General features: G+C 44.0%; 22 protein-coding genes and 1 pseudogene. 11 read left to right on the top strand and 12 right to left on the bottom strand.

Annotated elements, in window-relative coordinates:
• Positions 1-144 precede the first annotated feature (144 nt).
• A complete protein-coding gene (locus tag R7127_RS03045; protein WP_170890211.1) occupies positions 145-1,374 on the bottom strand; it encodes a quaternary amine ABC transporter ATP-binding protein in 1,230 nt (409 codons plus the stop codon).
• Positions 1,367-2,266 (bottom strand): ABC transporter permease, encoded by a 900-nt coding sequence (locus tag R7127_RS03040; protein WP_064354518.1) that lies wholly within the window; start codon positions 2,264-2,266, stop codon positions 1,367-1,369. Before R7127_RS03040 ends, R7127_RS03045 begins: the two co-directional genes overlap by 8 nt.
• Positions 2,267-2,766: 500 nt before the next feature.
• On the opposite strand from R7127_RS03040, the gene R7127_RS03035 reads away from it, so the two are divergent.
• From R7127_RS03035 to nqrM, 3 genes are read left to right on the top strand one after another with little or no spacing between them, the layout of a single operon-like run.
• Complete coding sequence (locus R7127_RS03035; RefSeq protein WP_005373924.1) at positions 2,767-3,057, top strand: DUF134 domain-containing protein; 291 nt, start codon at positions 2,767-2,769, stop codon at positions 3,055-3,057.
• The gene (locus tag R7127_RS03030) at positions 3,054-3,560 is read left to right on the top strand and encodes a NifB/NifX family molybdenum-iron cluster-binding protein (RefSeq protein ID WP_064376183.1); all 507 of its coding nucleotides are present in this window, start codon (positions 3,054-3,056) and stop codon (positions 3,558-3,560) included. Before R7127_RS03035 ends, R7127_RS03030 begins: the two co-directional genes overlap by 4 nt.
• Position 3,561: 1 nt before the next feature.
• Complete coding sequence (gene nqrM, locus R7127_RS03025) at positions 3,562-3,771, top strand: (Na+)-NQR maturation NqrM (RefSeq protein WP_017635136.1); 210 nt, start codon at positions 3,562-3,564, stop codon at positions 3,769-3,771.
• Here nqrM and R7127_RS03020 read toward each other — a convergent pair.
• Positions 3,749-4,551 (bottom strand): annotated as a pseudogene (locus R7127_RS03020) (phosphotransferase). The gene nqrM and the pseudogene R7127_RS03020 sit on opposite strands and share 23 nt — an antisense overlap.
• Before the next feature lie 187 nt (positions 4,552-4,738).
• On the opposite strand from R7127_RS03020, the gene R7127_RS03015 reads away from it, so the two are divergent.
• Positions 4,739-4,933, top strand: coding sequence for a hypothetical protein (locus R7127_RS03015; RefSeq protein WP_005373920.1), 195 nt, complete (start codon positions 4,739-4,741; stop codon positions 4,931-4,933).
• A gap of 75 nt (positions 4,934-5,008) precedes the next feature.
• Here R7127_RS03015 and fusA read toward each other — a convergent pair whose 3' ends face one another.
• The 5 genes from fusA to R7127_RS02990 all read right to left on the bottom strand — a co-directional run bounded on the left by fusA (position 5,009) and on the right by R7127_RS02990 (position 11,721).
• A complete protein-coding gene (fusA, locus tag R7127_RS03010; protein WP_064376184.1) occupies positions 5,009-7,033 on the bottom strand; it encodes an elongation factor G in 2,025 nt (674 codons plus the stop codon).
• Between the two features lie 294 nt (positions 7,034-7,327).
• Positions 7,328-8,320, bottom strand: a complete 993-nt coding sequence (dgcA, locus tag R7127_RS03005; RefSeq protein WP_064376185.1) for an N-acetyl-D-Glu racemase DgcA — start codon at positions 8,318-8,320, stop codon at positions 7,328-7,330.
• A gap of 32 nt (positions 8,321-8,352) precedes the next feature.
• Complete coding sequence (dgcN, locus tag R7127_RS03000; protein WP_064376248.1) at positions 8,353-9,375, bottom strand: N-acetyltransferase DgcN; 1,023 nt, start codon at positions 9,373-9,375, stop codon at positions 8,353-8,355.
• A gap of 101 nt (positions 9,376-9,476) precedes the next feature.
• Positions 9,477-10,358, bottom strand: coding sequence for a LysR family transcriptional regulator (locus R7127_RS02995; RefSeq protein ID WP_005387199.1), 882 nt, complete (start codon positions 10,356-10,358; stop codon positions 9,477-9,479).
• Between the two features lie 154 nt (positions 10,359-10,512).
• Positions 10,513-11,721: an MFS transporter gene (locus R7127_RS02990; protein ID WP_064376186.1), complete on the bottom strand. Its 1,209-nt coding sequence runs from the start codon at positions 11,719-11,721 to the stop codon at positions 10,513-10,515.
• Positions 11,722-11,922: 201 nt separating this feature from the next.
• On the opposite strand from R7127_RS02990, the gene soxR reads away from it, so the two are divergent.
• Positions 11,923-12,357, top strand: a complete 435-nt coding sequence (soxR, locus tag R7127_RS02985; RefSeq protein WP_005373898.1) for a redox-sensitive transcriptional activator SoxR — start codon at positions 11,923-11,925, stop codon at positions 12,355-12,357.
• Positions 12,358-12,366: 9 nt separating this feature from the next.
• Here soxR and R7127_RS02980 read toward each other — a convergent pair whose 3' ends face one another.
• On the bottom strand, positions 12,367-12,762 hold the full coding sequence (locus tag R7127_RS02980; protein WP_005373896.1) for a DUF2391 family protein: 396 nt from the start codon (positions 12,760-12,762) through the stop codon (positions 12,367-12,369).
• A 13-nt stretch (positions 12,763-12,775) separates the two neighbouring features.
• Positions 12,776-13,621 (bottom strand): tetratricopeptide repeat protein, encoded by an 846-nt coding sequence (locus R7127_RS02975; RefSeq protein ID WP_064376187.1) that lies wholly within the window; start codon positions 13,619-13,621, stop codon positions 12,776-12,778.
• A gap of 200 nt (positions 13,622-13,821) precedes the next feature.
• Between R7127_RS02975 and R7127_RS02970 the strand changes: the two genes are divergently transcribed.
• Positions 13,822-14,292, top strand: coding sequence for an ASCH domain-containing protein (locus tag R7127_RS02970; RefSeq protein WP_033906307.1), 471 nt, complete (start codon positions 13,822-13,824; stop codon positions 14,290-14,292).
• A gap of 54 nt (positions 14,293-14,346) precedes the next feature.
• On the opposite strand, the gene R7127_RS02965 is transcribed toward R7127_RS02970, so the two are convergent.
• Positions 14,347-14,934: a class I SAM-dependent methyltransferase gene (locus R7127_RS02965; RefSeq protein ID WP_017819795.1), complete on the bottom strand. Its 588-nt coding sequence runs from the start codon at positions 14,932-14,934 to the stop codon at positions 14,347-14,349.
• Between the two features lie 90 nt (positions 14,935-15,024).
• Positions 15,025-16,542 (bottom strand): phospholipase D family protein, encoded by a 1,518-nt coding sequence (locus tag R7127_RS02960; protein ID WP_064376188.1) that lies wholly within the window; start codon positions 16,540-16,542, stop codon positions 15,025-15,027.
• Between the two features lie 518 nt (positions 16,543-17,060).
• On the opposite strand from R7127_RS02960, the gene R7127_RS02955 reads away from it, so the two are divergent.
• The 5 genes from R7127_RS02955 to R7127_RS02935 all read left to right on the top strand — a co-directional run bounded on the left by R7127_RS02955 (position 17,061) and on the right by R7127_RS02935 (position 24,229).
• Positions 17,061-18,218, top strand: coding sequence for an efflux RND transporter periplasmic adaptor subunit (locus tag R7127_RS02955; protein ID WP_005387110.1), 1,158 nt, complete (start codon positions 17,061-17,063; stop codon positions 18,216-18,218).
• 13 nt (positions 18,219-18,231) lie between these two features.
• Positions 18,232-21,390 (top strand): efflux RND transporter permease subunit, encoded by a 3,159-nt coding sequence (locus R7127_RS02950; protein ID WP_318148297.1) that lies wholly within the window; start codon positions 18,232-18,234, stop codon positions 21,388-21,390.
• Between the two features lie 324 nt (positions 21,391-21,714).
• Positions 21,715-21,981 (top strand): hypothetical protein, encoded by a 267-nt coding sequence (locus R7127_RS02945; RefSeq protein WP_005373876.1) that lies wholly within the window; start codon positions 21,715-21,717, stop codon positions 21,979-21,981.
• 395 nt (positions 21,982-22,376) lie between these two features.
• Positions 22,377-23,225: a hypothetical protein gene (locus R7127_RS02940; RefSeq protein ID WP_005387103.1), complete on the top strand. Its 849-nt coding sequence runs from the start codon at positions 22,377-22,379 to the stop codon at positions 23,223-23,225.
• 164 nt (positions 23,226-23,389) lie between these two features.
• The gene (locus tag R7127_RS02935) at positions 23,390-24,229 is read left to right on the top strand and encodes a hypothetical protein (RefSeq protein ID WP_033906310.1); all 840 of its coding nucleotides are present in this window, start codon (positions 23,390-23,392) and stop codon (positions 24,227-24,229) included.
• Positions 24,230-24,339 lie beyond the last annotated feature (110 nt).

Here is a 24,339-nt window from a genome sequence, read left to right as displayed (position 1 = left end):
CATGAAATTGTCAGGAAAATCAGAACAATGTAAATGTTGCTTTGGGTATCAAGCTTGAGCCCACAGACATATATCTAAAAGGGGATTGTGAGCGAGTTAATTGATAACAGCCCACATTGTTGTGAGCTGTATTATCAACATCATCTAAGAGACGTTATTGAAGCTTGAGCGTGAAGTGCCCCGTTTTGTGCTTCGTTGATCAGAAAACAGCTCCGCAATAACCTGACGATTTAATTCGCCTTTCAAATGGCCGTGCTCATCGATGACGGGCAGTGAATATTCACACGACGTGACTTCAGTCAGCACTTGCTCAATGGCTAAATGTGGAGAGATGATAGGCACCTCTTCATAGATATCATCACGCCAATCTGATATGTGAGTTAACTTCGCTGCGTTTAGCAATCCTTGCTGTGTTATCACGCCTTGATAGCCTGCATTGGTCTCATGGTAGGCATAATCACGTTTAACACGTTTCATTTCACTCAGCGCATCTTCAATGGTTTCAGCGCGAACACAGTACGAAGGTGGCTGCATCAGCGTTTCGACCGTCAGTGCTCGCGCTCTATTGACGTCTTTTACAAAGGCTTCAACGTACTCATCGGCAGGATGCAGTAAAATTTCGTCTGGTGAACCTTGTTGGACAAGTTCACCGTCTTTAAGTATCGCGATGCGATCGCCAAGTCGAAGCGCCTCATCTAAATCATGAGTAATGAAAATAATGGTTTTGTGCAGCTTCTGTTGCAGCTCTACCAACTGATCTTGCATTTCGCTCCGAATCAGAGGGTCCAATGCTGAGAAAGCCTCGTCCATCAACAGTATTTCGGCGTCGGTAGCCAGTGCCCGTGCAAGGCCCACACGCTGTTGCTGTCCACCCGATAGTTGAGCAGGATACTGGTGCTCATAACCCGTCAGTCCAACGGTTTCTAACCATTCATTTGCTTTTTCTAAGCGCGCCTCTTTATTTATTCCCTGAACTTCTAAACCATATGCGATGTTGTCGATAACAGTGCGATGAGGCAGCAAGCCAAAGCGTTGGAACACCATAGACATCTTGTGACGGCGAAACTGTTCAAGCTCTTTGTTAGAAAGTTGCATGACATCCACCCCTTCTACCAAAATCTGCCCCATGGTTGGATCGATTAATCGGTTGAAGTGGCGAATCATGGTGGATTTTCCAGAACCGGATAATCCCATAATGACAAAAATTTCACCCTTTTGAATTTGCAGGTTGATGTCTTTTAGTCCGACCGTGTGGCCCGTTTCCGCTAAAACCTGCTCTTTACTATGTCCCAACTTAACGCGCTCAATCACGCTATTGGGCTTGGGGCCGAAGATTTTATACAGACCGCTGATTTCGATAAGTGGACTAGTCATGTTTTGAGTCTCCTAAATGAGCTTGAGTGCGTTTCGCATACGCTTGTGAAGCACGATCAAAAAGGATTGCTAGGGCGACAATTGCTAAACCATTGAGAAGACCAAGAGTGAAATATTGATTGGTAATAGACTTTAGAACAGGCTGACCTAAACCTTTTACCCCAATCATTGATGCGATGACCACCATTGACAGTGCCATCATGATCGTTTGGTTAATTCCCGCCATGATGGTTGGCATTGCAAGCGGAAGCTGAACCCCAAAAAGCCGTTGCCGAGTGCTGGCACCAAATGCGGTTGCGGCTTCCAATACTTCTTTGTCAACTAGACGAATGCCCAAATTGGTTAAACGAATAACCGGTGGAATCGCGTAGATCACTACTGCGATAAGGCCAGGAATTTTCCCAATGCCCAATAACATCACAACTGGAATGAGATACACAAATGCCGGCATGGTCTGCATGACGTCGAGTAATGGTGTTACCACCGACTGAATGCGATTAGAGCGCGCCATAGCGATGCCGATAGGGATACCAAGTGCGATGGCAAGCATAGTACATACAGTGATGATACTGAGCGTACGCATAGTGTCTTCCCACATTCCAAAATAGCCAATCAGAATCAGCGAACCAAAACATGCAGCGGCCAGTTTCCAAGAGCGGCTGGCGGCATAAACGAGAGTGGTGCAGACACCTAAAATAATGAACCAAGGTGTAGAAATCAGAAGTTTTTCAAACCAGACAAGAAACGAAAGGAGCGGATCAAACAGAGACTCAATGAGTTCACCATACTCGCGAGAGAAATCTCTGTAGGCGCCGTCGAGTGTTTTGCGAATCGCCCTGAGATCAGAGGCATCCATTTCCGGGAATTCGCTGAGCCAATTTGAGTCAGACATATGTACTTCCTTTTTCTGATATACCTAAGCGCTTTCAAGAAACTTAATTTGGCAAGAAGAGTAGGGCACCTAGGCCAAGTAATGGTCGTTCGACAGGTTCTGTATCGAACGTATTACCCTTTAAGCTCAGACCAATGTTGTCAAACTTCTCTTTTTCGTTCCTTAGGTATACATCCTTTTAAATAAAACAATCATTAGTGTTCAAACTAATGATTTGCTTGGATTATAGTTTTTCTTCTTCAATAAAATGAACACATTAGCGTGTATTTGTATGAAAAATCTGCGCAAACTAACGTTTTTATTATCCGGTTAATTAGAATTGATCTTTTTGTTCGTTTGTCATCAAAATTCCTAAATTATTAGATGTCTAATTAATGCTGATGTATTACGTATTTGTCGTGTTGATTTTTGCAAACTTAGTTTATTGGCATATGCTAAAAATGTTATTGGCATATGCCAGTTTAAGGCGTAATTTGACTCTGTGTTTTTGAGGGACAATGATGGCAAGACCAAAGATAGAAAGACGAATATGCGGACGTGCGGCTCACCACTGCTTTAAGCCCAATGGCATTCCATTTAATCAGTTGGAGCAAGTCGCCATATTACCAGAAGAGTTAGAAGCGCTACGTTTAGCCGACTTAGAGGGGCTTAGCCAGCAGCAAGCTGCGGAGCAGATGGGCGTTTCTAGACAAACTTTTGGTAACACAGTAAAAAGTGCAAGATTGAAAGTCGCAAAAAGTTTAGTTGAAGGTCATGCATTAGTTTTTCCGAATGAGGAGTCAAACTTATGATTTATGCTATTCCTAATGATGGTGAGCGGGTGGCAAACCACTTTGTAAAAGCACCATACATCGCTATTTATTCTGATACTGACGGTATGCTAAAAAACTTAGCGAACATTGCTTCTATGCCACAAGCGGGTTGCAATGCGAAGTCTCAGTTGATTCAGTCTCTACAAGGGTACAATGTGGATGCTGTTCTTGTGCGAAATATTGGTGAACGTGTATTGGCAAAGCTACTTAGCAGTGGCACGCCAGTATTTAGGCTGTCTACTCGTAGTTCCTTGGAAGATGTGCTTGCGGTTCCAAGAGAGCCTTTTATTGAGCCCTCTCAAGGACGCCCATCAAACAATCATAAGAAAAGTGTTCACAAACAAAAAGGCGGCTGCGGCCCCTGTGGTTGTGGTGGCCAAAAATCAAAACCCTCCTTGTTGGCAAGACCTAAGGCACTACTCAAAGCAACATCTAGCCCTGCTATACTTAAGCTAGAGTCGATGGCTAATAAGGCAGGTTAATATGGTTTGGTTATTTACCTTTCTTGGTTTTCTCGCAATCATTTTGTTGATGTCACTTGGCGTCATTTTTCACAACAAGCGCATTCAAGGGAGTTGTGGTGGTTTGAATAATGTCGGCGTTGACAAGGTGTGCAATTGTGAAACCTCATGCGCAGAACCTGAAAGGCGTTTATATCAAATCTCAGAGCCTAACTCATCACCTGAGCGCTAAGGCTTTTGGCCCATTGCGGTAAGGTTTGTCGAAACCAGTCCAAATATTTGCTGGTCTGCGGATTCTCTCTGGAGACCAGTATGTTGACTACCTCGACAACGATCCACGCTTTTGCTAGTCCGATATCGCGCGCCAATTCTGTTGTTTCACCTTTCTCTGCGCACTTTATATATTTGTCTGCTACGTTCAAGTAATCATCAAATGTGCCCATGCCCTCGATGAGCGGCGCTAAATCTATCGCGACATGCCCTGTAGAAAAGCGCTCCCAGTCGAACAGCACCAGCTCGCCATTTTGGCGCTGTCCCCAGTTTCCTGCATTGGTGTCTCCGGAGATCAAGTTCTGCCCATCGAAAAGGTGCGCCGATCGTTGTTGTAGCTGGTGGAAGAACTTGAGCCCAGTTTAAGTGTTGCGAGTGCTTGTTGGGTCGCTTGTGGTGTCCACTGATGGCGGTGATAAATACCATCTGATATTGGTGGAAGTCGGTGCAGCTTGACGAGTTGTTCAATGACTCGATCATCTTCAAGTAAGAATGCTTGCTCGACTGCGTGGGGAACGTATTCAATGTGCAGAACGTTTTTCTGGTCGTCGAGTTGAATCAAGCGCGGTACGTGTATTCCAAGCGCGTTAAACTGCTCGGCATAGCGTTGATAAAACACCACTTCTATTTGAGTAGGGTTACGTTTTTCTATTACTTGGACGCCATCTTTTTCGATGAGAAAAACTTTGGCACTGCCCATTTGGTTGAGTTCTTGTTGCGACACCGGACTTCCTGTCTTCATGTAGAGAGAGCTCACCTTAATCGCTGCACTCACGTTTTCCAATAGCCACGACAAAGTGCCTCAAAAATATTAAATGCAACTGTTTAAATATAATTTTGCTGTGGGTGTCTAAATTTTACACAGTCTCGCCTGTACTCCGATAAATTCGTTCTACGCTTACTATTCGTCTTAATAAAGGAGAACCAAAATGGCTGTAATGAAGCAGGATATTCCAAATCGTGTAACGGTTTACCATGACAATATCGATCAAGAACAAGAGCTGAAAAATGCGATGCTGCCAGAGAAACCGCGCTACTTTAACGGTGCTCCGACTTACAAAGCGAACAGCATCGAAGAGTTTGAAAGCAAAATCAGTCAGATAGGTTTGTCTCTCGATAAATAATTTTTCTTTTACCTAAAAGCGCCCTCAAAATGAGGGCGCTTTTTTGTTTATGTGATTGATTTGAATCGTAGGGAATTAACCTTGTTGTGCACTGCCTTGGCAGACCTGTTTTTGCACTGCTGGTGGCGCGGGCTCGTAATGGCTTAAAGTCATACTAAAACTGCCTTCACCACCCGTGATGGAGCGCAATCGACGAGCGTAATCTTGCAGCTCATTTACTGGTGACTTGGCTCTGAGTAAAGTGAAGCTGCTGTCTATTGGCTCGGAGCCTTCGATTAAGCCTCGGTTTCCAGATAAATCACCAGAAACATCGCCAACATTCGCGGTTGGGATGTGCAGTTCCATCTGGACAATGGGTTCTAGCACAATAGGAGCTGCGTTGTTAATCGCATTTAAAAACGCTTTCTTACCTGCGATGACAAACGCAATTTCTTTTGAATCGACGGAGTGATATTTACCGTCATAAACGGTGACTTCCACATCCTTAATTGGGTTGCCAGAAATCGCGCCTTCCTCTAACGCTTGCAAAATACCTTTTTCAACAGAAGGAATGAGCGCGGTTGGAATGGCGCCACCCACCACTTTGTTGATGAACTTAAATCCGGCACCACGTTCGAGTGGACGAACCTTCAATTGCACTTCACCAAACTGGCCTGCACCGCCACTTTGTTTTTTGTGTCGATAATGCCCTTCGGCAGGTTTGGTGATGGTTTCAAAGTATTCGACGCTTGGTTGGCAGGTTTCGACGTCCAGTTTGTACACGTTCGCCATCTTTTCTAATGCGACTTTGAGGTGAAACTCCCCTTGGCCGCTGATGATGGTTTCGTTGGTGCGAGCGCGATGTTCGATGCGCAGCGAAGGGTCTTCACTGGCGATTTTATTCAGCACATCTCCTAATTTTTGCTCATCTCCACGCTTAAGAGGTTTCAAGCACAAAGAATACATGGAGTCAGGAAGGTCCAACGTTTTGAGTTGAACACCATCTTCTTCGTGAGAGTCATGAACGATTGAATCGAATTCGAGATCATCCACTTTGGCTAAAACGCAGAAGTCGCCTGCAAGCGCGCGAGGGATCTCGGTTCTATCTTTGCCCTGCAGTTGATATAAGTGCCCAACTTTAAATGCCTTGTTGCTTTCGCCAATATAAAGCTGGCTGCCCGCATTGATTTCACCCTGATACACACGTAAGTAGGCAAGTTTTCCCATATATGGGTCGACGCTGACTTTGTACACGTGTGCGACGGTGTGCTCTAAGGTTTCGCAATTTACTTTGATTTTTTTGCCGTTCTTTTCCAGTAGAGGAGGGTTACCTTCGTTTGGCATGGGCATGATCTCCGCCAAGGTACGAAGCAGAAGCTCGACGCCCGCGCCGGTTTGTGCTGAGACAAAACAGACCGGAATCACATGTCCAGTTCTCAGTGCTTCTTCAAACGGATCATGCAGTTGCTCTGCGGTGAGTTCGGAGCCTTGTTCCAGATACAGTTCCATCAGTTCTTCATCGACTTCGATAACTTGGTCAATTAAGGTCTCATGAGCTTCATCTACCGTTGCAAGTAAGGTTTCTCGTCCCAATTCTGGTTCGAAATAGCAGTCAACTACAGATTCCCCGTCAGCCGAAGGTAAGTTGATCGGCAAGCAGTGGTCACCAAAATGCTCAACGATGTTCTCCATCAATCTTTCTAACTGATTACCGTGGTTATCGAGCTTATTGATAATGATCATCTGACATTTTTGCTGCTCTTTAGCAAAGGTGAATAAGCGATCGGAAGTTTGGTTAAGTGGGGTTTGAGGGTCGATGACAAGGGCAGATGTTTCAACGGCAGGAAAAACGCTGATAGTACGGCCAAGTAACTCGTTTTGTCCCGGAGTGTCGATGATATTGAGCCGGTGTTTATTCCAGCGCAGTGCGACTGGCGTTGCTTCAATACTGTGTTGATATTGGATGGATTGAGGGTCGAAGTCGGTAACGGTATCGCCTTTTTCTACGCTGCCTAAATGGTGCGTGGCATCGCAGGTGAAGAGCAGTTTTTCTATCAGCGTGGTTTTACCGGTCCCGGTTTGGCCGACAAAAGCGATATTGCGTATTTTATTGATAGGCATAGAGCCTCCTTGCAAGATGGCGTGAAAAACCTACGAATTGCTAGGAAGTGGGTTGTTATAGAAACCCACGCACTGCATTGGAGTAGGGCGGGATTACCGCCTATTCGTTTTCCACGTCATTTTCCGGATGACTCGATGCATAAGATCACCTTCTTGGACTACTGGAATCTTAGCATGCCTCAATAACCATATAATTTATGTGACTTATTTCATGATGGGGCTGATTGTTTTTTTTATCGAGATCATAAACTCAGAGGTTCTGACTTTTGGAGTAAAACCTCTGGATTGTTTAGGCTATTTGGAAAGAACGATTTCGCCGTCGCGATAAACCAAGCTTGGCGTTACATCTTGTCCTAGTAACACCGGGCCATCAAGATCGACAACGCTCGCCTGAGCAGCAATGGGTAACGCGGCTCGCATCGCCAGCGACGTCCCCAACATACAACCGGACATGAGGCTAAAACCGAGTTTTTGGGCGTCGTCGGCTAATAATAGTGCTTCAGTGAGCCCGCCAGTTTTATCTAGCTTAATGTTCACCATCTCGTATTTGCCAAGCAGTTGATGCAATTGCTCTCTGGTGTGACAACTCTCATCGGCGCAAAGTGGAATGGGGTGTGGAATGCTGGCGAGTACGTCGTCGCAGTCTTGTGGCAACGGTTGCTCGATCATGGTGATATTAAACGGTTCGAGTTGAGCAAATACCGTCGCGAGGTCGAGGTTTTGCCACGCTTCATTCGCATCTAAGACAATTTGTGCGTGCGGCGCGGCATCGCGTACTGCTGCAACGCGCTCAATCACGTTTTCACCATCCAGTTTTACCTTTAGCAGTTTTGCGCCTTGGCTAAGGTAAGCTTGTGCCTGTTTTGCCATCGCTTGCGGCGTGTCGATAGAAACCGTCATCGCCGTCACAATCGCCTCGGGTAACGTAAAGAGGTCGTGAACCTGCTGCTTTTGGCTCAAAAGCGCGTGAAGATGCCAAAGGGCGCAATCCAATGCATTTCTTGCCGCCCCTGCGGGTAATAACGATTGAAGCTGGCTTTTGAGAACCATGACATCAGCTTCGCCTTTGGCATACAAACTTTGCAGTTCATGCGCGGCGTGAGAAATCGCCTTAATCACCGATTCAACCGATTCACCATAACGAGGGTATGGCGTGCATTCACCTTGGGCGGTCATGCCTCGATGTTCAATTGTCACGCGGACTACGTGGCACTCTGTCCGACTGCCGCGAGAGATGCGAAATGGTGTCGCCATGGCAATCGTGACAGGTTCTACATGAATTTTCATCTCACTAGTTTTCCCTAAACCGCAGTTATTTTCTAAACCGTAAATGTTTCTTTAATTGTAAGGAGCCTACCTGCAACCGCATCAACGCCAAAACGTACAGGGTCGGTGACGGGCACTTGGTATTTGTCGCTCCAATCCTGGCATAACTGGGCTGCATCTTCTTCGCTGAGCGCAGAAGTGTTTAAGCAAATACCCACTAATTGAGCGTTTGGATTTGTTAGGCGAGCAGCGGCCAGATTCGCTTCTATCGTTTGTTCAATGGTTGGCAAGCTCACATGTGGTAAGTTCCGGATGTGTGGTCGACCAATCTCATGGCACAGTATCAGAGCGTCAGCTTGTGCGCCGTGAAGTAAGCCCAAACTTACGCCAGCAAACGAAGGGTTAAACAATGAACCTTGCCCTTCGATGATGTCCCAATCGTGATCGGTGAACTCAGGGCTGATCGCTTCTACTGCGCCGGAGATAAAATCGGCAACTACAGCATCAATCGAAATGCCACTGCCTGCGATGAGAATTCCGGTTTGACCCGTTGCTTTGAACTCTGCACGACAGTTTTTACGCTTCAATGCATGCTCAATGGCAAGGGCAGAGTACATTTTGCCAACGGAGCAATCTGTCCCTACAGTAAGTACTCGCTTGCCTGCGCGAGCTTTGCCATTGCCGACCTTGAGCGGGGCATCATAATGGCGAACATCATACAGTTTGGTTAATCCGCGTTGTTCTAGATCGGCAAGGAGAGCAAATTCCGCCAAACGTTGGTGCATGCCCGATGCAATTTCAAATCCCATCTCTGCCGCTTCAAGTAAGGTTGCTTGCCAAGCTTCGGGAATGACGCCTCCTGGATTTGCAGTGCCAAGCACCAGCGTTTTTGCTCCTTGCTGCTGCGCTTGTTGTAGTGTCATGTCGGTTAAACCAAGCGATACGGTTTCTGGCGTCAGGCGGATTTGGCCAAGACAAATCTCAGGTCGCCATTGATATATGCCACGCGCGGTTTTTGCTGCGAGTGGATCGGTTACATCGCCAAGAAAAAGTAGGTAAGGTTGAGCAATTTGCATGATGGTTCCCTTCGTCATCGTTATTGCTCATTAATGTAGCCAGACTGATTTAGGAAACCGAATGCTTATTTGTTAGGCAGGTATAACTTCAGGTTATACCTTTAAACCATCTGTTGTTTTAGGGCGGTGATAAATTGCTTTGTCGCAATGGATTGAGGTGTGTGCTCTGCGAATAAAATAGAGACAGAGAAGGACATATTTGGCTCCAAAGCATGCACGGAAACGGCATTATCTTGGCGATATTGTTTTGCAGTCCAAGGGTCTACAATCGCGAATCCTGCTTCGTTTTTCACCAGTTCAGCCGCCGCGGAGTAGCTGCGGACGGTAATGGCATGTTGATAATGCTCGTCACGCGCTGATAAGGTTTGATGCAGCAATAAGCCCAGAGGGTCTCGGCTATCTAAACCGATAATGGGTAAATCGTGACTGATGAGTTCTTCTAAAATGACGGTTTTTTCTGCGGGTATCGCTGCGCTTTTAGGAGCGATCAGTGCTAAGTTTTCTTTCAATAACACGTGCCCCATGATCGCTGGTGGTGTTTCTTCACCGAACGCAATGGCGACATCCAGTTCATGTTTCAGTAATCCTGAGCACAGCTCATCGCGATTGGCCGTTAAGAGCTCAAAGGAGATGCTGTGCTCTTTCGACAACAACGCGACAGTCGGCGCTAACAAGTGTGCGGCCAAAACAGGCGGAGCACCAACTCGTAAATGTTGAGTTCCCTGTTTGACTTTGTTGGTCAGAGAGCGAAATTGTCCGAGTTGTTGATAGACTTTTTCAGCCTCTGGCAATAAGGCTTTGGCTTCTTGAGTTGGAACGAGACGGCCCTTTACACGCTCAAATAAAGCGAAGCTCAGTTGTTGTTCTGTATGGGCGAGAACTCGAGTGACATTAGGTTGGGAAACGTGCAGTAAGCGAGCCGCGCCTGACACCGTTCCTGCTTGCATAATGGCGTAAAAGACTTCTAATTGCCTTAAGTTCACTGAGATTTCCCTCTGCTCATGTTGGTCACCTCAGAATACCCAACCTTGCTGATAAGCGATAGAGGTAAAAGTGCTGGCGTAAAAAATAGGAAGACGATGTTGGTTGCCTTCCTATCTCGCTTTTTCAATTTCTCAACTTCTCAATTTCTATGCTTCACTTTGCTGCTGCATGAAGGGGCAGGTCGTTAAACGGCTCGACGTCTTGACTGAGTAATCCCATCAAAATCACTGCTAACACCATGACAGCAGCTGCGATTGCAAAACCGTATTGTGTTAGTTCGTAATGACTCAACATTGCAATCAGGACGTAACTGAGAGATTGAATGGTGGTGGCAAACATGCTGATGCCGCCATCGACGCGACCTCGTTGATGAACCGCTACGGTGTGATGCATCCAGTTGACTCTCGCAATGCGATTTAGCGCGTTAAATACGCCAAACAGCGCCGTAAACAATAAGATGGTCAGCGGGCTCATCGCAAAACTCATCCCGATAAGCGCAAAAGAGACCATAACCATCGAAGCGAACATAATGTGGCTATGGGAGGCACGGCTTAGCACTTTGGTGACAATAAAGCCGGTTAGCAACGAGCCGAGGCCAAAACTGATGTTGAACCCTGCAAACCAATCGCCAGAGATGCCTTGTTCAGAAAACCAAATCGGCACCAGTTTGCTCAAATACGTCAATGCAGGATAAGAGAGGCAAGAGAGCAGAATAAAGCCATAAAATCGGGGTTCGAGACGGAATATTTGTTTGCTCTCTTTGAGTTGCGCGATGAAAGCAACGGATTTTGACGCCCTTAATTGTTGGGTATAAGGCGTCAGAATATAGAACATCGCTGCTAACGCAGAGGCGCTGGCCGCAAACAAAGCAAACTCTTTCATACCCCACATTTCAAGCAAAACAATACCCAACGCGCCAGCTCCGAGGGTTGTGGATTGCATTACAATTTCTTGCTGACCCGAAATTTTCGCATACTCATGGTGCTGATAATTTTCTTGGGTGAAGGCGTTGTTGGTCGTCCATGCAAAATTACTCGAAACCCAATACACCAATTGCGCAAAAGCCAGCAACCAGTGTGACTCAAACCCTAACCAATAAGCAATGAACACCACCAAAGCCATACCCGATTGAATCCATTGATTGAGCACGAGTAGTACTTTGCGTGAATGTCGGTCAATTAAAGTGGAAAAGAAAGGCGTTGCTAGAAAAGAAATCGCGGTGCAGCTCAGAGAAACTAAAGCGACGAATGTACCCATGTTAGGTTCGGAAAGCATGACCCATGGCAGTGCCATCATGAATAAGCCAGAGGAAATGCTGTCGAAGAAGCGGCCAGCTAAGTACGGCTGAGTTTTATTTTTCATTATGTTTGCCTCTAACTCCCGATGTATTTCAAAAGGTTGATGTCCAACTGTCTTGTGTTTAACAACCAAGTCGTTCGCGCTGAACACATTATCTTGAGATCGCCGGGGTTTAGCGTTAATTAAGATGGTGCAACTTTAAAACCTCAAGTAAACTTGAGGTAAAGCATTTTTTTAACAAAATTGATACACAGGGAGTCAAGGATGGAAATCAGCGTAGGAGAAGTGGCAAAACGTTCTGGAGTGAAAGTATCTGCCCTACATTTTTACGAGCAAAAAGGATTGATTTCGAGTTGGAGAAATCAAGGTAATCAGCGTCGCTACCATCGCAGTGTGTTGCGCCGTGTTGCGGTGATCAAAGCAGCGCAGCAAGTTGGGTTGTCGTTAGAAGAAATTAAACATGCGTTAGATGAACTGCCGAAACACCAAGCCCCTAACAAAGCGCAATGGGAAGAAATGGCAAGCCATTGGCATGAACAGTTAGAACAAAAGATTCAAAAACTTAAAGCGTTGCAAAACGATTTAGGCGGATGCATTGGCTGCGGGTGCTTGTCGTTAGAAACCTGCGCACTTCGAAACCCAGAAGATGTATTAGGGAAAGACCACTCGGGGTCGAACTTAACGTTAGAAGAAGAGTAGCGATTATCTCTATTCTTTGTCGAAACTGTCGACTACGATCGCGCCCATCGAAGCAGGCATTGTGATGACGATAACGCGTTTTATCGCAACCAAAGGCTCATTCATGAGTGGCAGTTTATCAAGACAGAAAAGAACTAACGCTACCACAACGGCCGCAATGAGGTACGCGATAACCACACGAAAAATAAAGATGGATACGCGATTCTTGATGTGGCTTTGAAACACGCTTTGATACGCGAAAAAACTGAGGAAAATGACAGAAAGACTTAACAGCATGAGCAAGTTTGCCATTGGTAGGCTCTCACCTAATCGCCACGCTTCCTCCGAAAATGAGATCGGGACTGCTAGGGCAAAAGCGCCAACCAATACTTGGCTAGCGTCTTCTAGATTAAAGTGGCTGCTCATGCTGTTTATTCCATTATTCGCTTGCTAGATGTAAGAGCTTTTCAAAACGCTCATTACCGTGCAGCAATTCGAGGTCTCGTTCTTCGGCAAGTAAATCACGAATGGATGGGCTGTATTCAATTGCGCGTTCCAAGTCTTCAATAGCTTGCTCTTCGATACCAAGGCGAGAGTATGCACACGCGCGTTGATACAGTGCAGGGCCGTTGGTGTAATCGACTTCAAGTACGCGGTTACAAATGCTAAGTGCCCAATGGTATTCGTTGATTTCCATCGCTGCGTCGGCTTTGTAAGTCAACGCTTCTAAATCACCTGGACGAATTAATAAGATTTCATCATAGATTTCAATACGTTGTTCTGGAGTTTGAGAGCTTTGTGCACGTAGCCATAAGTTATGGATCTCGTTGATTTTCTCAATCTCTTTGTTGTTTTCGCTGATAATGCGAGTTTTGCGTTTTAAATCTCGCTCAAGGGCGACAAACTTTTTCTCGTATTCTTGGGCGATCTTCTCCAATCGTTTATCAGCCATCTCTTTGGTGTTGTGTTTAAACTCGCGCAGAGATTGCCATCCGACAAAGGCAATCAGCGATGCGACACCAGCAATGATGTAGAAGAAGTATGTAACGGTCACGTTGGCATAGTTCAACGATTTATCTGCGACCGTTAGCTCGCGATCGGTGATCTCTGTGATCATTCGCTTTTCTAGGCTTTGATAGTCCTGACGCAGCGCTTTTAGTTCATCTAAAATATAGCGTTCCATTAATGGTCTATCTAACAGATCCGATTCTGAATACTTTTCCTCCGATGCCATTGTTGGCAAGGCAAGCATCAGCGAGAAAAAAATACCAATAAATAAGCGCATATAACGTCCTTTCACGAGAAGAGTACAGATAGACCATGCAACAATAGCAAATAGCACAAACGTTTAGCAAAGTTATTACAAAAGAAATCACAGTCGTCTTCGTAGAAGTCATATTCTTGTTGTTTTTCAGTTTGTTCCTGGTGGTTATTTGTTGTGATATCTTTTATCCTCCTTGCGAATTTATGATTAATGGAGTGAGCATGGACGCGCGAGCTAAGGATTACTTAGAACAATTCCTAGAATTATTATCACCAGAACAAAGGGAAGCTGTACCATCAGTCAGTGCTGACTATTATTGTGCCGATGAATACAACGCGAATGTATGCGCAGATTTGGTTCGTATTGGACAGAAAACTGCATCGTGCAGTTTGGAGCTTTGGTATCGAGAGCATGGTGAAATCATGCCCCAAGTCGGTCATTTACAAGTAGTGACGAATTGGGATGGGGACCCGGTTTGCGTGATACGAATTACTGACGTAAGTACATGCAAATATGAGAATGTAACCGCAGAGTTTGCCTACGCAGAAGGCGAAGGTGATAGAACCTTAAACTGGTGGCGTGATGCTCATACTGCATTTTTTAAAGCTGAATGCGATGAGTTGAACATCGATTGGCATGAGAAACGTACGCTGGTTTTAGAGCGTTTTGAAGTGGTGTATCCCGTCAATTAATCTCTGATAGCAGCACTGATTTGAAGTGCTGCTTTCTTTACTGAGAGACCATTTTTAGCGCTTTCGAGCGGTCACACTAAACATGTGCCAATGTTTTTGGCTTCCGACTACAGTGGTCCCGTCTTCATCTCTTTCATGCAATGAAATGAGGTCGTAACCTTCGAATAAGCTTTCCACTTCCTTTTTTGTTAATGCGGTAATGTTTGGGTGCATTTCGGAGGTAACCCAGGAGTCTTTCACTCCCAAGAAATCGCCGCAGAAGATACCGCCCGGTTGTAATGCGCTGTCTATTTTTGTCCAGACTTGTTTGAAGCCTGTGTCAGGGCAAAAGAACAAACTGGCATTTGCGATAACCAAGCTGCACTGAGGGTAATTAAATTCAGTAAAACAGCACTGCGAAACCGAAAATCGTTTATTACCTTCAAAGCGTGTTAAACAAGTTTTTACTGCATCTTCATTGCTATCACATGCGTGAACCTTAAATCCCTGTTCGAGTAGAAAGTGGCTGTCTCGACCTATTCCGCAGCCAATATCAAGAGCGACTTTGCCTTCTATCTTAAGTTGGTTTACGGCATTTTCCACGTTTGGGCGGTGAGGTTGGCTTAAAATTTTCTGATAGTATTCATTCCATTGCGCTGGCATTGAACTTCCTTATGTTGGTTGTGTCCCCTGCCCAAAACTAGCGTCCATTTTGTTTTGCTTGACTGGGGAGGTTTGCAGTATTGGCAGCTGTTATAGCTGATCTTCAATCGGTAATATTCCGGAGAACCAAGCGCCCATTTTTCGCCATACTCCTGCTTCTGGTTCGGAGTCGTATTCTTCGCCTGTTTTTACGTCGGTCCAGACAATGTCCCCGTCGCGCAGAGTTAAGGCATAGGCGTTACTCGACAGTTGACTCGGCAGTTGTTCTAGAAACATTTGCACATATTCTGGCTGTTCGATAACAACGGCCATTTCGGTATTCAAAGCGGCCGAACGTGGGTCCCAGTTCATCGAACCAACGAAAAGTGTTTTGTTATCAATCGTCATTGCTTTAGCGTGTAAACTTGCTCTGCTACTCCCCGTGAGGCTCCACTTACTTTTGAGTTTCGCGCTCGCTTTTACTTCCCAAAGCTTTATTCCAGCTTCGAGTAGATCTTTTCGATATTTTGCGTACCAACCATGCACGGCAAACACATCGTTAGACGCGAGGCTATTGGTCACAATCGTGATATCAACGCCTCGCTTGGCCGCGTTACTTAATGCTTGAGTACCTACTTCAGTTGGAACGAAATAAGGAGAAATGAGCACAAATGAATCCTCAACACTTTTAACCAGTTCCGACAAATTATCAATAAGTTGGCTCTCTCGGGTTGCGACTTTATCGGGCAGATCAAACCATACTTTCGCTTCTCCCCAGTAGAGCTTGAGTTTGCCTTGTTTTAGATCTTGGTACATATCCAGTTGGGTGAAGTCATAGCGGCCGGTTGAAAACTTTTCCTCTAACCGGAGTTTATTGACCTGCTTTTGAATCGCTTGGTCGGTAATTTGCTGTGAATTCGGTGTAATCCATTCCATTGGTATCGCATAGGCGCTATTCCAGTAGAGGTCGAACTGATCGGCAGTTTGTTGTACCGCCTCACCATAGAGCAGAAGATCAAAATCACCAAACTCAACTTGCGATTCAAAAGAGAAGTATTCATTGCCGATATTTCTACCTCCGACAATGGCGGAAACACTGTCTGCAATCAGAGACTTATTGTGCATACGACGATTAAGACGTTCAAAATCGCTAGCAAGAGCGAACCAACGGGAGTCGCGATACTGATGCGGGTTAAATAAGCGGATTTCTATATTAGGATGTGCATTGAGGGCAGCCATCACATCGTCGTTTCGCTTTTGCATATCGTCAAGCAACAGCCTTACTCGAACACCACGCTTTGCCGCTTCATACAAGCGCCACGTTATTAGCTGACTCGTTTCGTCACCGCGGTAAATATAGTATTGAAGATCAAGGCTTTTCTGGGCGGACTCGATCAAAGAGGTTCGAGCAAGAAGGGCATCGTGTCCCTGATTTAACGGTGCAAAGCCAGTTATGGACTTAGGATCTCTCCCGTAAGCTTCAAAGTACTGCGCAAGAACAGAATCCTTTTGATAACCGAGCTGAAAGCTGGTGGACTTTTCACTGGCGTCATTCAACGATACGGATGAGCATGCCGATAAAATAGTGAGCAGCGAGGGGAAGAGCAACTTGGCGAGCGTTTGTAACAAAGCACATTTCCTTGTCTTACAGAGTGTTACCTACTCCAAATTATAGACTTAAGCTGACGCCACATGCACCCAGAACCGTTTGATAACGAGCGATTAATTAATGAATTGCCATAGAGCCTGCACCAAGTTCAACTTTTAGAGCGCAGATAATCATTTATTTTAATTATCATTATGGCCGTATTGGTCATAATCACTAATATCTGGTGATTATGACCAATAGCACACTGGATAAAATAATGGTTTTTATATAACCATATGATTTTTAATAAATAAATGCTTGGCATGTCATTTGCTGTTTAGAATAAAAGTTAAGTCAGAGCAACTTGCGCAGTTGGTTAATTTTTTGTTAATTTTATTAACTTTGAATTGGCAATAACTATCTAGTTCGCTGCTTAAAAGACTAGGCAAGTGCCGCTTTGATGTTTATTCAAATTCAATTCTCTCACCACCATGCTTACCGGGAGCAATGGACTGAATAAAAGTGTGGTGTTGAAAACAACAATAAAAAAGGATTTTCGATGTTAGCAAAACCCATATTACGTTGGCTTTTACCCTTCGTCGTCGTTGGAGGCTCTTATGCAGGATATGCTGCAATTGCCGCAACTGCGCCGGAAAAAGAGTCAACCAAAGATGCAATTACAGAGCCTACTGTTCAGGCTTCTTCTCTTTTTCCTACCGATCACAAAGTGGTGATTACCAGTCACGGTGAATTAGTCCCTTTTGAAAAAACACACCTTTCCGCGCAAGTTAGTGGTGAAGTTACAAGTTGGCACCCGAATTTTGTGACGGGTGGCATCGTAAAACGAGGAGAGGTTCTTTTCACAATTGAAAGTGACAACTATGAAGCGTCGGTTTTACAAGCTGAAGCCGATTTAGCTAGTGCACGCGCAAACTTGATTGAGGAACAAGCGAAAGCCGAAGTGGCAAAACGTCAGGCAAAGAGACTGAGCGATAAGCAAGTGACGGATCTGTATTTACGCAAGCCTCACGTTTTGAGCGCACAAGCGCAAGTGAAGTCGGCTCAAGCGGCACTCAAACGAGCAAAAAGAGAGTTAGAAAATTGCAAAGTCGTTGCACCTTACGATGCGCTGGTTGTTGAGCGTGATATTGGTGTTGGTCAATTTGTTACATCTGGTTCTCGAGTTGCCACGTTAAACAACATCGAAGTGGCAGAGGTGCACGTACCCATTGCCGGTTTTGATAGTGCATTTTTACCCGAATCCATTGGTGAACTCACTGCGACAGTGACGCAGCAAGGTGTGTTTTCTACCACTAGAGAAGGTCGAGTAGTTCGTGATCTAGGCATGATTGATAGCGCTACCCGAATGATTAACATGGTCATTCAAATCGCGGACCCATACGGTGTCGATAACCAGCAGCCTCCAATTAAATTCGGCTCCTACGTTGAAGTGAGCTTCACTGGTAAGGAACTTAAGCACATCTACCGCTTGCCACAGGAATTAGTTAAAAACCGTACCGTGTGGGTGGTGAATGGCGATAATCAACTTCAACCCAGAACTGTCACGGTTTTGAGAGCAGAAGGTGAGTTTTTGCTGGTGGGCGAAGGCTTAGAGCAAAGTGATAAGTTGGTACTGACCTTACCAGAGTACCCTCAAAAAGGCATGGCGGTACAAATCGCAAAAAAGAGTGACGACTCCGAAACCGTCGTACAGTAAGTAGGAGTTTGTCATGGAAGATACTAAACAAAAGGGCTTAATTGCCTATTTTGCGAATAACCCCGTCGCTGCCAACCTTTTGATGGTGTTCATCATTATCATGGGTGTGGTGAGTTTTCTCTTTATTCAAAGGCAGATGTTTCCGAATATTGAGGTGAACTACATTGATGTTCGTGCGACTTATCCTGGCGCTTCTCCTCAAGAGATAGAAGAGAGTATTCTCGTTAAGGTCGAGGAATCGATTAAAGACGTCACCGGGATTAAAAAAGCAGTCTCAACGGCCTCTAGAGGTAGCGCGTATGTTTCCATCGAGGTAGACGTTAATGCCGATATCAAGCGTGTCTTAGATGATGTAAACCAACGTATTGATACCTTGTCTAACTTACCAGCGGGTATGGAACCAATCAATGTCTACCAAGTTGAATGGCGCCAAGATGTAATCGAAATGGGGTTAGTTGGGGACCGACCGCTCGAGGAGCTTAAACCGCTTGCTAAGCAAATCGAAGATGAATTACTTCAGTTAGAAAACGTCATGCTGGTGTATCTGAGTGCGCCAGAAGAAGAAATAGCGATTGAAGTAGACCCACTTGTTCTTCGTAAATACGACCTGACGTTGAGCGATATCAGCAGCGCGATCAGCCGTTACTCAGCCAACTTTTCTGCGGGCGAAGTAAAAACAAACTCAGGGATGATTGCAGTAAGGATTGAAAACCAATACTACCGTGGTGATGAGTTTAGAAATATTCCTGTAAAGCTTGGCGCAAATGGTGCGAAGGTTTTACTGCAAGATATCGCCACGATCAAAGATGGCTTTACGGAAGAAGAGCGCTATTTTGAATACTCAGGGCAAAATGCGATCTACATGTCTGTTGAAGCAACTCGTGATCAGAACATTATCCCTGTTGCACAGTCCGTTCGTAATTATATTGAAGCAAAAAACAAGACATTGCCGCAGGATGTTAAGCTCAAAGTCTTAGTTGATACGACTTATTATTTAAATGGGCGTCTCGACATGATGTTGAAAAACTTGCTGCAAGGTGCTGCATTAGTCGCGATTATGCTGACCATTTTCCTACGTTTCCGCTTGGCTATGTGGGTAATGATTGGGCTACCTGTCTGTTTCCTCGGTGCTGTAATGATGATGCCAGCTTTGGGTATTACAGTGAACATCGTCTCGCTGTTTGCTTTCATCATGGTGCTCGGAATTGTGGTGGATGACGCCATCGTCATGGGAGAAAGTGCGTACAGTGAAATCGAAGAAAAGGGCGGCGGTGTCGATAACGTGGTACGCGGTGTCAAACGTGTTGCTACGCCAGCGACATTTGGTGTTCTGACAACGATTGCTGTATTCGCACCATTCTTGTTGTCTAGTGGTATTGATAGTGCCTTCTTTTATGGTATCGCGGGGGTCGTGATTCTGTGTTTGATCTTCAGTTTGATTGAATCGAAGCTGATCCTTCCTGCACACCTTGCGCATACTCATTTTAAGCCAGTTAAACCAGGTGGTTGGCGTGACCGATTTAACCAACGTTTTTTTGGTTTTGTAAATGGTCCATATCGGAACTTTGTAACAACATGCACCCATTGGCGCTGGACAGTGTTTGCGGTGTTCTGTGGTTTACTGCTGATCAGCGCGGCTTTGATCAACGCGAATTATGTTCGGGTGATCCCCAACCCTAAAGTGCCGACTGACTATCCTGCGATCACTATTGAAATGAATGATACCGTTTCAAGTGAGCAGACAATCAGTGCACTCAAGACTATTGAACGTGTCATGCAAAAGATCGAATCTGAGACCATTGCAGAACATGGTCAAGGAATGATTCGTGATGTGCTGTCGTACAACAGAAGCCGCACCGAAGGTCGTGTATTAGTACCTCTGGTTGATGAAGAGTTACGCCCGTTCAATACATTTGAACTGGCTCGACGTTGGCGTGAAGCTATGCCTGTTATTCCCGGTATGAAGAGCATCAAAATCCGCGAGCAGAGTGCGGGTGGTGGTGACAGAGATGAGTTTGGCTACTTGTTGTTTGGTTCTAACATCAATGAGCTCAACGAGGCTGGGCGTTACTTGATAGAGCGTTTACAGCAGGAAGAAGGGTTATATGATATTTCATCTTCTATTGATTCTGGAAGCAAAGAAGTACTCCTGTCTCTTGCGCCTGTAGCGTACGATCTCGGTCTGGATCTCACCATGATCGCAGAGCAAGTTGGTGGCAGCTTTTATGGTGGCGAAGCACAGCGCATTATTCGTGATGGTGAAGAAATTAAAGTTATGGTGCGTTACCCGCAATTGACGCGTGAAGCATTCTCATCATTGCGTTACGCTGTGATTACCACACCAGCAGGTAAGAAGGTCATGTTGGGTGATGTGGTGAAGATCAATGAGCAGCCGGGCGTGAGTAGCATTCGACGTGAAGGCGGGTATCAAACCGTTTATGTCTATGGTTCCATAGACGAAGAATTGGTTGAACCTCAAGAAATCGTTAAGGTCATTGACGACAATATCTTACCGGACATGAAGCAAGCCTTCCCAACTGTGAAAACAGAATTGGGCGGTGATATTGAAGAGCAGGCTGCGCAGCGTAATGAACAGATTTTGTTCTTTATTGCTGGCATGATCATCGTCTACATCTTGTTAGCTGTACCGTTAAAAAGTTATACCCAACCTTTGATTGTAATGTCCGTTATTCCGTTTAGTCTGACGGGGGCGATTTGGGGCCATTTCTGGCTAGGTTTAGACATCAGTATGATGTCGACATTTGGTTTGATCGCCGCTGCTGGCGTGGTTATTAACGACTCTCTGGTTATGACAGATTACGTAAACCAAGTGAGAGAAAAGGGTATGAACATCAAACAAGCGGTTGTTGAGGCGGGTTGTGCTCGTTTTCGAGCTATCACGCTCACCTCAATAACGACGTTTGCGGGTGTATTGCCGATAATGTTTGAAACGAGTTTGCAGGCGCGTTTTGTCATACCGATGGCTGTCGCTTTGGGCTTTGCGGTGTTGTACGCAACGGTTCTGACTTTAGTGTTGGTGCCTTGTTTGTATTTAATGCTTGAAGATATTAAAAATATTTTCAGATCGATTAAGAGGTTTATCCATCGTTTGATTAATCGTTTCAAAAAGTCGCCAGTGACGTCGAGCGTTGAAGCAAGCGTATCGAGTTAACAAGCTTGATGTTAACGATTAGGAGCAGCCTTCGGGCTGCTTTTTTGTTTCCGCATTTTGATTCAAAGCGATTTTTTAGTGGGCAGTTACGTAATTATCTGATGAGAAAACTGCCTGACAAAGCATTTTCAATGTGTATGTTTCTAATGTTTTAAATTCGTATGGTTAATTTGACACTTGGTTAGCGAAATTTACCAGACGAAGATAACGTTGAATATGAGGGTTTATTTAAGTTGTTGAAAAATAACAAAATAAAAGTTGGCATCGTATGTGCAATATATAAATTGTAATTAAAATTAACTGCTAATCCTCAAGGAGCTTATTATGAAAAGCGTATTTCTATCTACTCTAAGTCTTATTGCTGTAATGTCATCACCAATCGCTGCTGCTAACACTTTAGACAAAGAGGAGTGGAGCTCAGATTTACGTCAGGACTTTTCTGAAATGAAACATGAAGCTATAGCAGATATTCAGCAAATGAACATGGATGCCATTCACGCACGTGATGAGCGTATCGTGAAAAACATTAAAGATGAGCAAGAACAGTTAGTAAAGGTAACGTGCCACAAAGAGAAAGCAAGCAAGTCATAAACGCCGATAAAAGAGACTAACAGACGAAAATGAATCCAATACGAGTTCGGTGTTAGTTAGCAGTAAGCACTGACCTTGTTGCTCTACTTGCCAGCCTTTTAAGGCTGGCTTTTTTGTTTCTCATTTCATGGGTGGAGATCAGATCCTCAAGCCTATTATCAATAGTTGGCGTGTTTGATGAGCTATTGCTGGATGGAGCGGATGTAACTTTTAAAAGTGTAGATTTCAGTAAAGTGGAGGTGATGTTAGATATTTAAAATTTTGAAAAGATCCGATCTCCTTTTTGACCTTCATAATACCTTAGTATGTGGCTTACCTTTACTTGAATTAGAACTCATATTGCAGGCGTTCGTTTAAAGGTATTGATGCATATTTGAAGAGTAAGAGATAGACATATGAGTTTTATTAAAATGTGTAAAGATGGTTTTAGAGGAAAGCCGGATTTCTCTGACTTATTACATAATGCGTTCCAGATAGATGACTTAGTGCTGTCATTTGAGTGTCCGAACAACATATATGAAGGACATGTATACCAGGATCTTGTTAATTTAGAACAGTTCGATGTTGAATCAAAAATAGAGAGGCATGAAAGGTTTGTAAAGTTAGCTACGGTATATTTTTTGTTTCAGAAGAAAATATTAAACCCTTTGCTTCCTATTAACAAACAAGGTGGATTATATATTAGGCTACGGGTTAAATCTACTGGAGAAGATATTGATAATATTAGTCAATTGTCCTCATTTTTAGAGAGAGAATATTATGATTTTTATCATGCCCCGGAGCAAAGTGAAGGCTCTATGAGGGGGTATCATACAGACTTGATGAAAGAATTGACTAAGCGTGCGAATAAACAATGGGGAGAAATTCCAGAAAGTGAACACCGAAAAAGAGAAAAAGAAGAATATTTAATTAGAGGTTTCTTAAGTGGTTATCCACCAATAAAGTGTGAGATAGTTGAAGTTGGAAAAAACAAATACTCAAAATACTCAGAAGGTAATCTTAAGTATAAGAGTGAATTACGAAGAGTATACAATTTACCCATAAAAAATGAATTCTACCTGAGCATCGAGTTTTGGTATAAGTACGAATCGATGTTTGCTAAGCAGAAGTTTTTAGATTGGGTGAGAAGTGCGGATGAAACCTTTGAAAAAAAAGTATTGGAATTACTGGATTTGTCTCCGCTCATCGACTCGTATACAGCCAAAGCGGTAAAGGGATTGAACGAAAAAACTAAGGCAGAGTAACACAGCGTCAAGAAAAGCTAGCAAAGTATGTAGCCATGAGAGAAAAATGAATCAAATTGGATGTCTATTTACCTTTGTACGCCATGGCGCATATAAAGCCAATGGATTTAGTATAGAGCCTATCACAAATATCAATACATATTTAAATAACAAGAGATATAAATATGAATTTTATCAAAATCTTTAAAGATGGGTTTAGAGGGAAACCAGATTTTGCACACTTGTTACATAATGTATTCCAGATAGATGACTTAGTACTATCATTTGAATGTCCGAACAATATATATGAAGGTCATGTATACCAAGATTTTATTGAATTACAACGATTCAATATTGATTCAAAAGTAGAGCGGCATGAAAAGTTTATAAACTTGGCCACGATTTATTTCTCTTTTCAAAATAAAATAATAAATCCACTATTACCAATCAATAAACAAGGTGGTTTATATATTAGGTTAAGGATTAAGTCTGCAGATAAATATATTACTAGTGTTAATCAACTATCTTCATTTATAGAGAAAGAGTACGTAGATTTTTATCATGCTGTAGAGTCACCTGACGGTTCTCAAAAAGGTGATCATACAGAGTTGATGAATGATGCCATTGCGTATGCAAATCATCGTTGGGGAATGGACCCGATAAACGAAGAAAAAAAGAGAGCGAAAGAAGAGTTCCTTGTAGGAGAGTTTCTTCGTGGTTACCCTCCAATCAAATGCCAAGATATCAAGATTGGTGGAAATACATTTTCAAAATATGTAGAAGGAAATTTGGAGTATAAAAAAGACTATCGAAGAGTGTACAATTTGCCTATCAAAAATGAGTTTTACTTTAGTATTGAATTTTTATATGAAATCGAGCCTATGTTTGCTCAAAAAAAGTTTTTAGATTGGGTAAGACACGCGGATGAAATCTTTGAAAAAAATGTTTTAGAGTTGCTAGCACTGTCTCCGCTTATTGATTCGCATACTACCTCCAAATCCGAAAGGTTGGCAAAAAAAAGTTGATCCAGAGCGTTCATACTTAACTTAAAGAAAAAAGCCCGCGAAGAATGCTTTCACGGGCGAAAAAAGGGCACCAAATTGGGTGTCTATTCATTTTGGAGGTGGTCGAACGT

It is taken from the genome of Vibrio sp. 1159, assembly GCF_033340395.1.
Classification (GTDB): domain Bacteria; phylum Pseudomonadota; class Gammaproteobacteria; order Enterobacterales; family Vibrionaceae; genus Vibrio; species Vibrio alginolyticus.
This window is presented reverse-complemented; position numbering and strand designations above follow the sequence as displayed.

Bases quoted from the DNA above. Each gene is read 5' to 3' on its own strand.
- R7127_RS03045 (WP_170890211.1), bottom strand. From the start codon at position 1,374: ATGACTAGTCCACTTATCGAAATCAGCGGTCTGTATAAAATCTTCGGC.
- R7127_RS03040 (WP_064354518.1), bottom strand. From the start codon at position 2,266: ATGTCTGACTCAAATTGGCTCAGCGAATTCCCGGAAATGGATGCCTCT.
- R7127_RS03035 (WP_005373924.1), top strand. From the start codon at position 2,767: ATGGCAAGACCAAAGATAGAAAGACGAATATGCGGACGTGCGGCTCAC.
- R7127_RS03030 (WP_064376183.1), top strand. From the start codon at position 3,054: ATGATTTATGCTATTCCTAATGATGGTGAGCGGGTGGCAAACCACTTT.
- nqrM (WP_017635136.1), top strand. From the start codon at position 3,562: ATGGTTTGGTTATTTACCTTTCTTGGTTTTCTCGCAATCATTTTGTTG.
- R7127_RS03015 (WP_005373920.1), top strand. From the start codon at position 4,739: ATGGCTGTAATGAAGCAGGATATTCCAAATCGTGTAACGGTTTACCAT.
- fusA (WP_064376184.1), bottom strand. From the start codon at position 7,033: ATGCCTATCAATAAAATACGCAATATCGCTTTTGTCGGCCAAACCGGG.
- dgcA (WP_064376185.1), bottom strand. From the start codon at position 8,320: ATGAAAATTCATGTAGAACCTGTCACGATTGCCATGGCGACACCATTT.
- dgcN (WP_064376248.1), bottom strand. From the start codon at position 9,375: ATGCAAATTGCTCAACCTTACCTACTTTTTCTTGGCGATGTAACCGAT.
- R7127_RS02990 (WP_064376186.1), bottom strand. From the start codon at position 11,721: ATGAAAAATAAAACTCAGCCGTACTTAGCTGGCCGCTTCTTCGACAGC.
- soxR (WP_005373898.1), top strand. From the start codon at position 11,923: ATGGAAATCAGCGTAGGAGAAGTGGCAAAACGTTCTGGAGTGAAAGTA.
- R7127_RS02980 (WP_005373896.1), bottom strand. From the start codon at position 12,762: ATGAGCAGCCACTTTAATCTAGAAGACGCTAGCCAAGTATTGGTTGGC.
- R7127_RS02975 (WP_064376187.1), bottom strand. From the start codon at position 13,621: ATGCGCTTATTTATTGGTATTTTTTTCTCGCTGATGCTTGCCTTGCCA.
- R7127_RS02970 (WP_033906307.1), top strand. From the start codon at position 13,822: ATGGACGCGCGAGCTAAGGATTACTTAGAACAATTCCTAGAATTATTA.
- R7127_RS02965 (WP_017819795.1), bottom strand. From the start codon at position 14,934: ATGCCAGCGCAATGGAATGAATACTATCAGAAAATTTTAAGCCAACCT.
- R7127_RS02955 (WP_005387110.1), top strand. From the start codon at position 17,061: ATGTTAGCAAAACCCATATTACGTTGGCTTTTACCCTTCGTCGTCGTT.
- R7127_RS02950 (WP_318148297.1), top strand. From the start codon at position 18,232: ATGGAAGATACTAAACAAAAGGGCTTAATTGCCTATTTTGCGAATAAC.
- R7127_RS02945 (WP_005373876.1), top strand. From the start codon at position 21,715: ATGAAAAGCGTATTTCTATCTACTCTAAGTCTTATTGCTGTAATGTCA.
- R7127_RS02940 (WP_005387103.1), top strand. From the start codon at position 22,377: ATGAGTTTTATTAAAATGTGTAAAGATGGTTTTAGAGGAAAGCCGGAT.
- R7127_RS02935 (WP_033906310.1), top strand. From the start codon at position 23,390: ATGAATTTTATCAAAATCTTTAAAGATGGGTTTAGAGGGAAACCAGAT.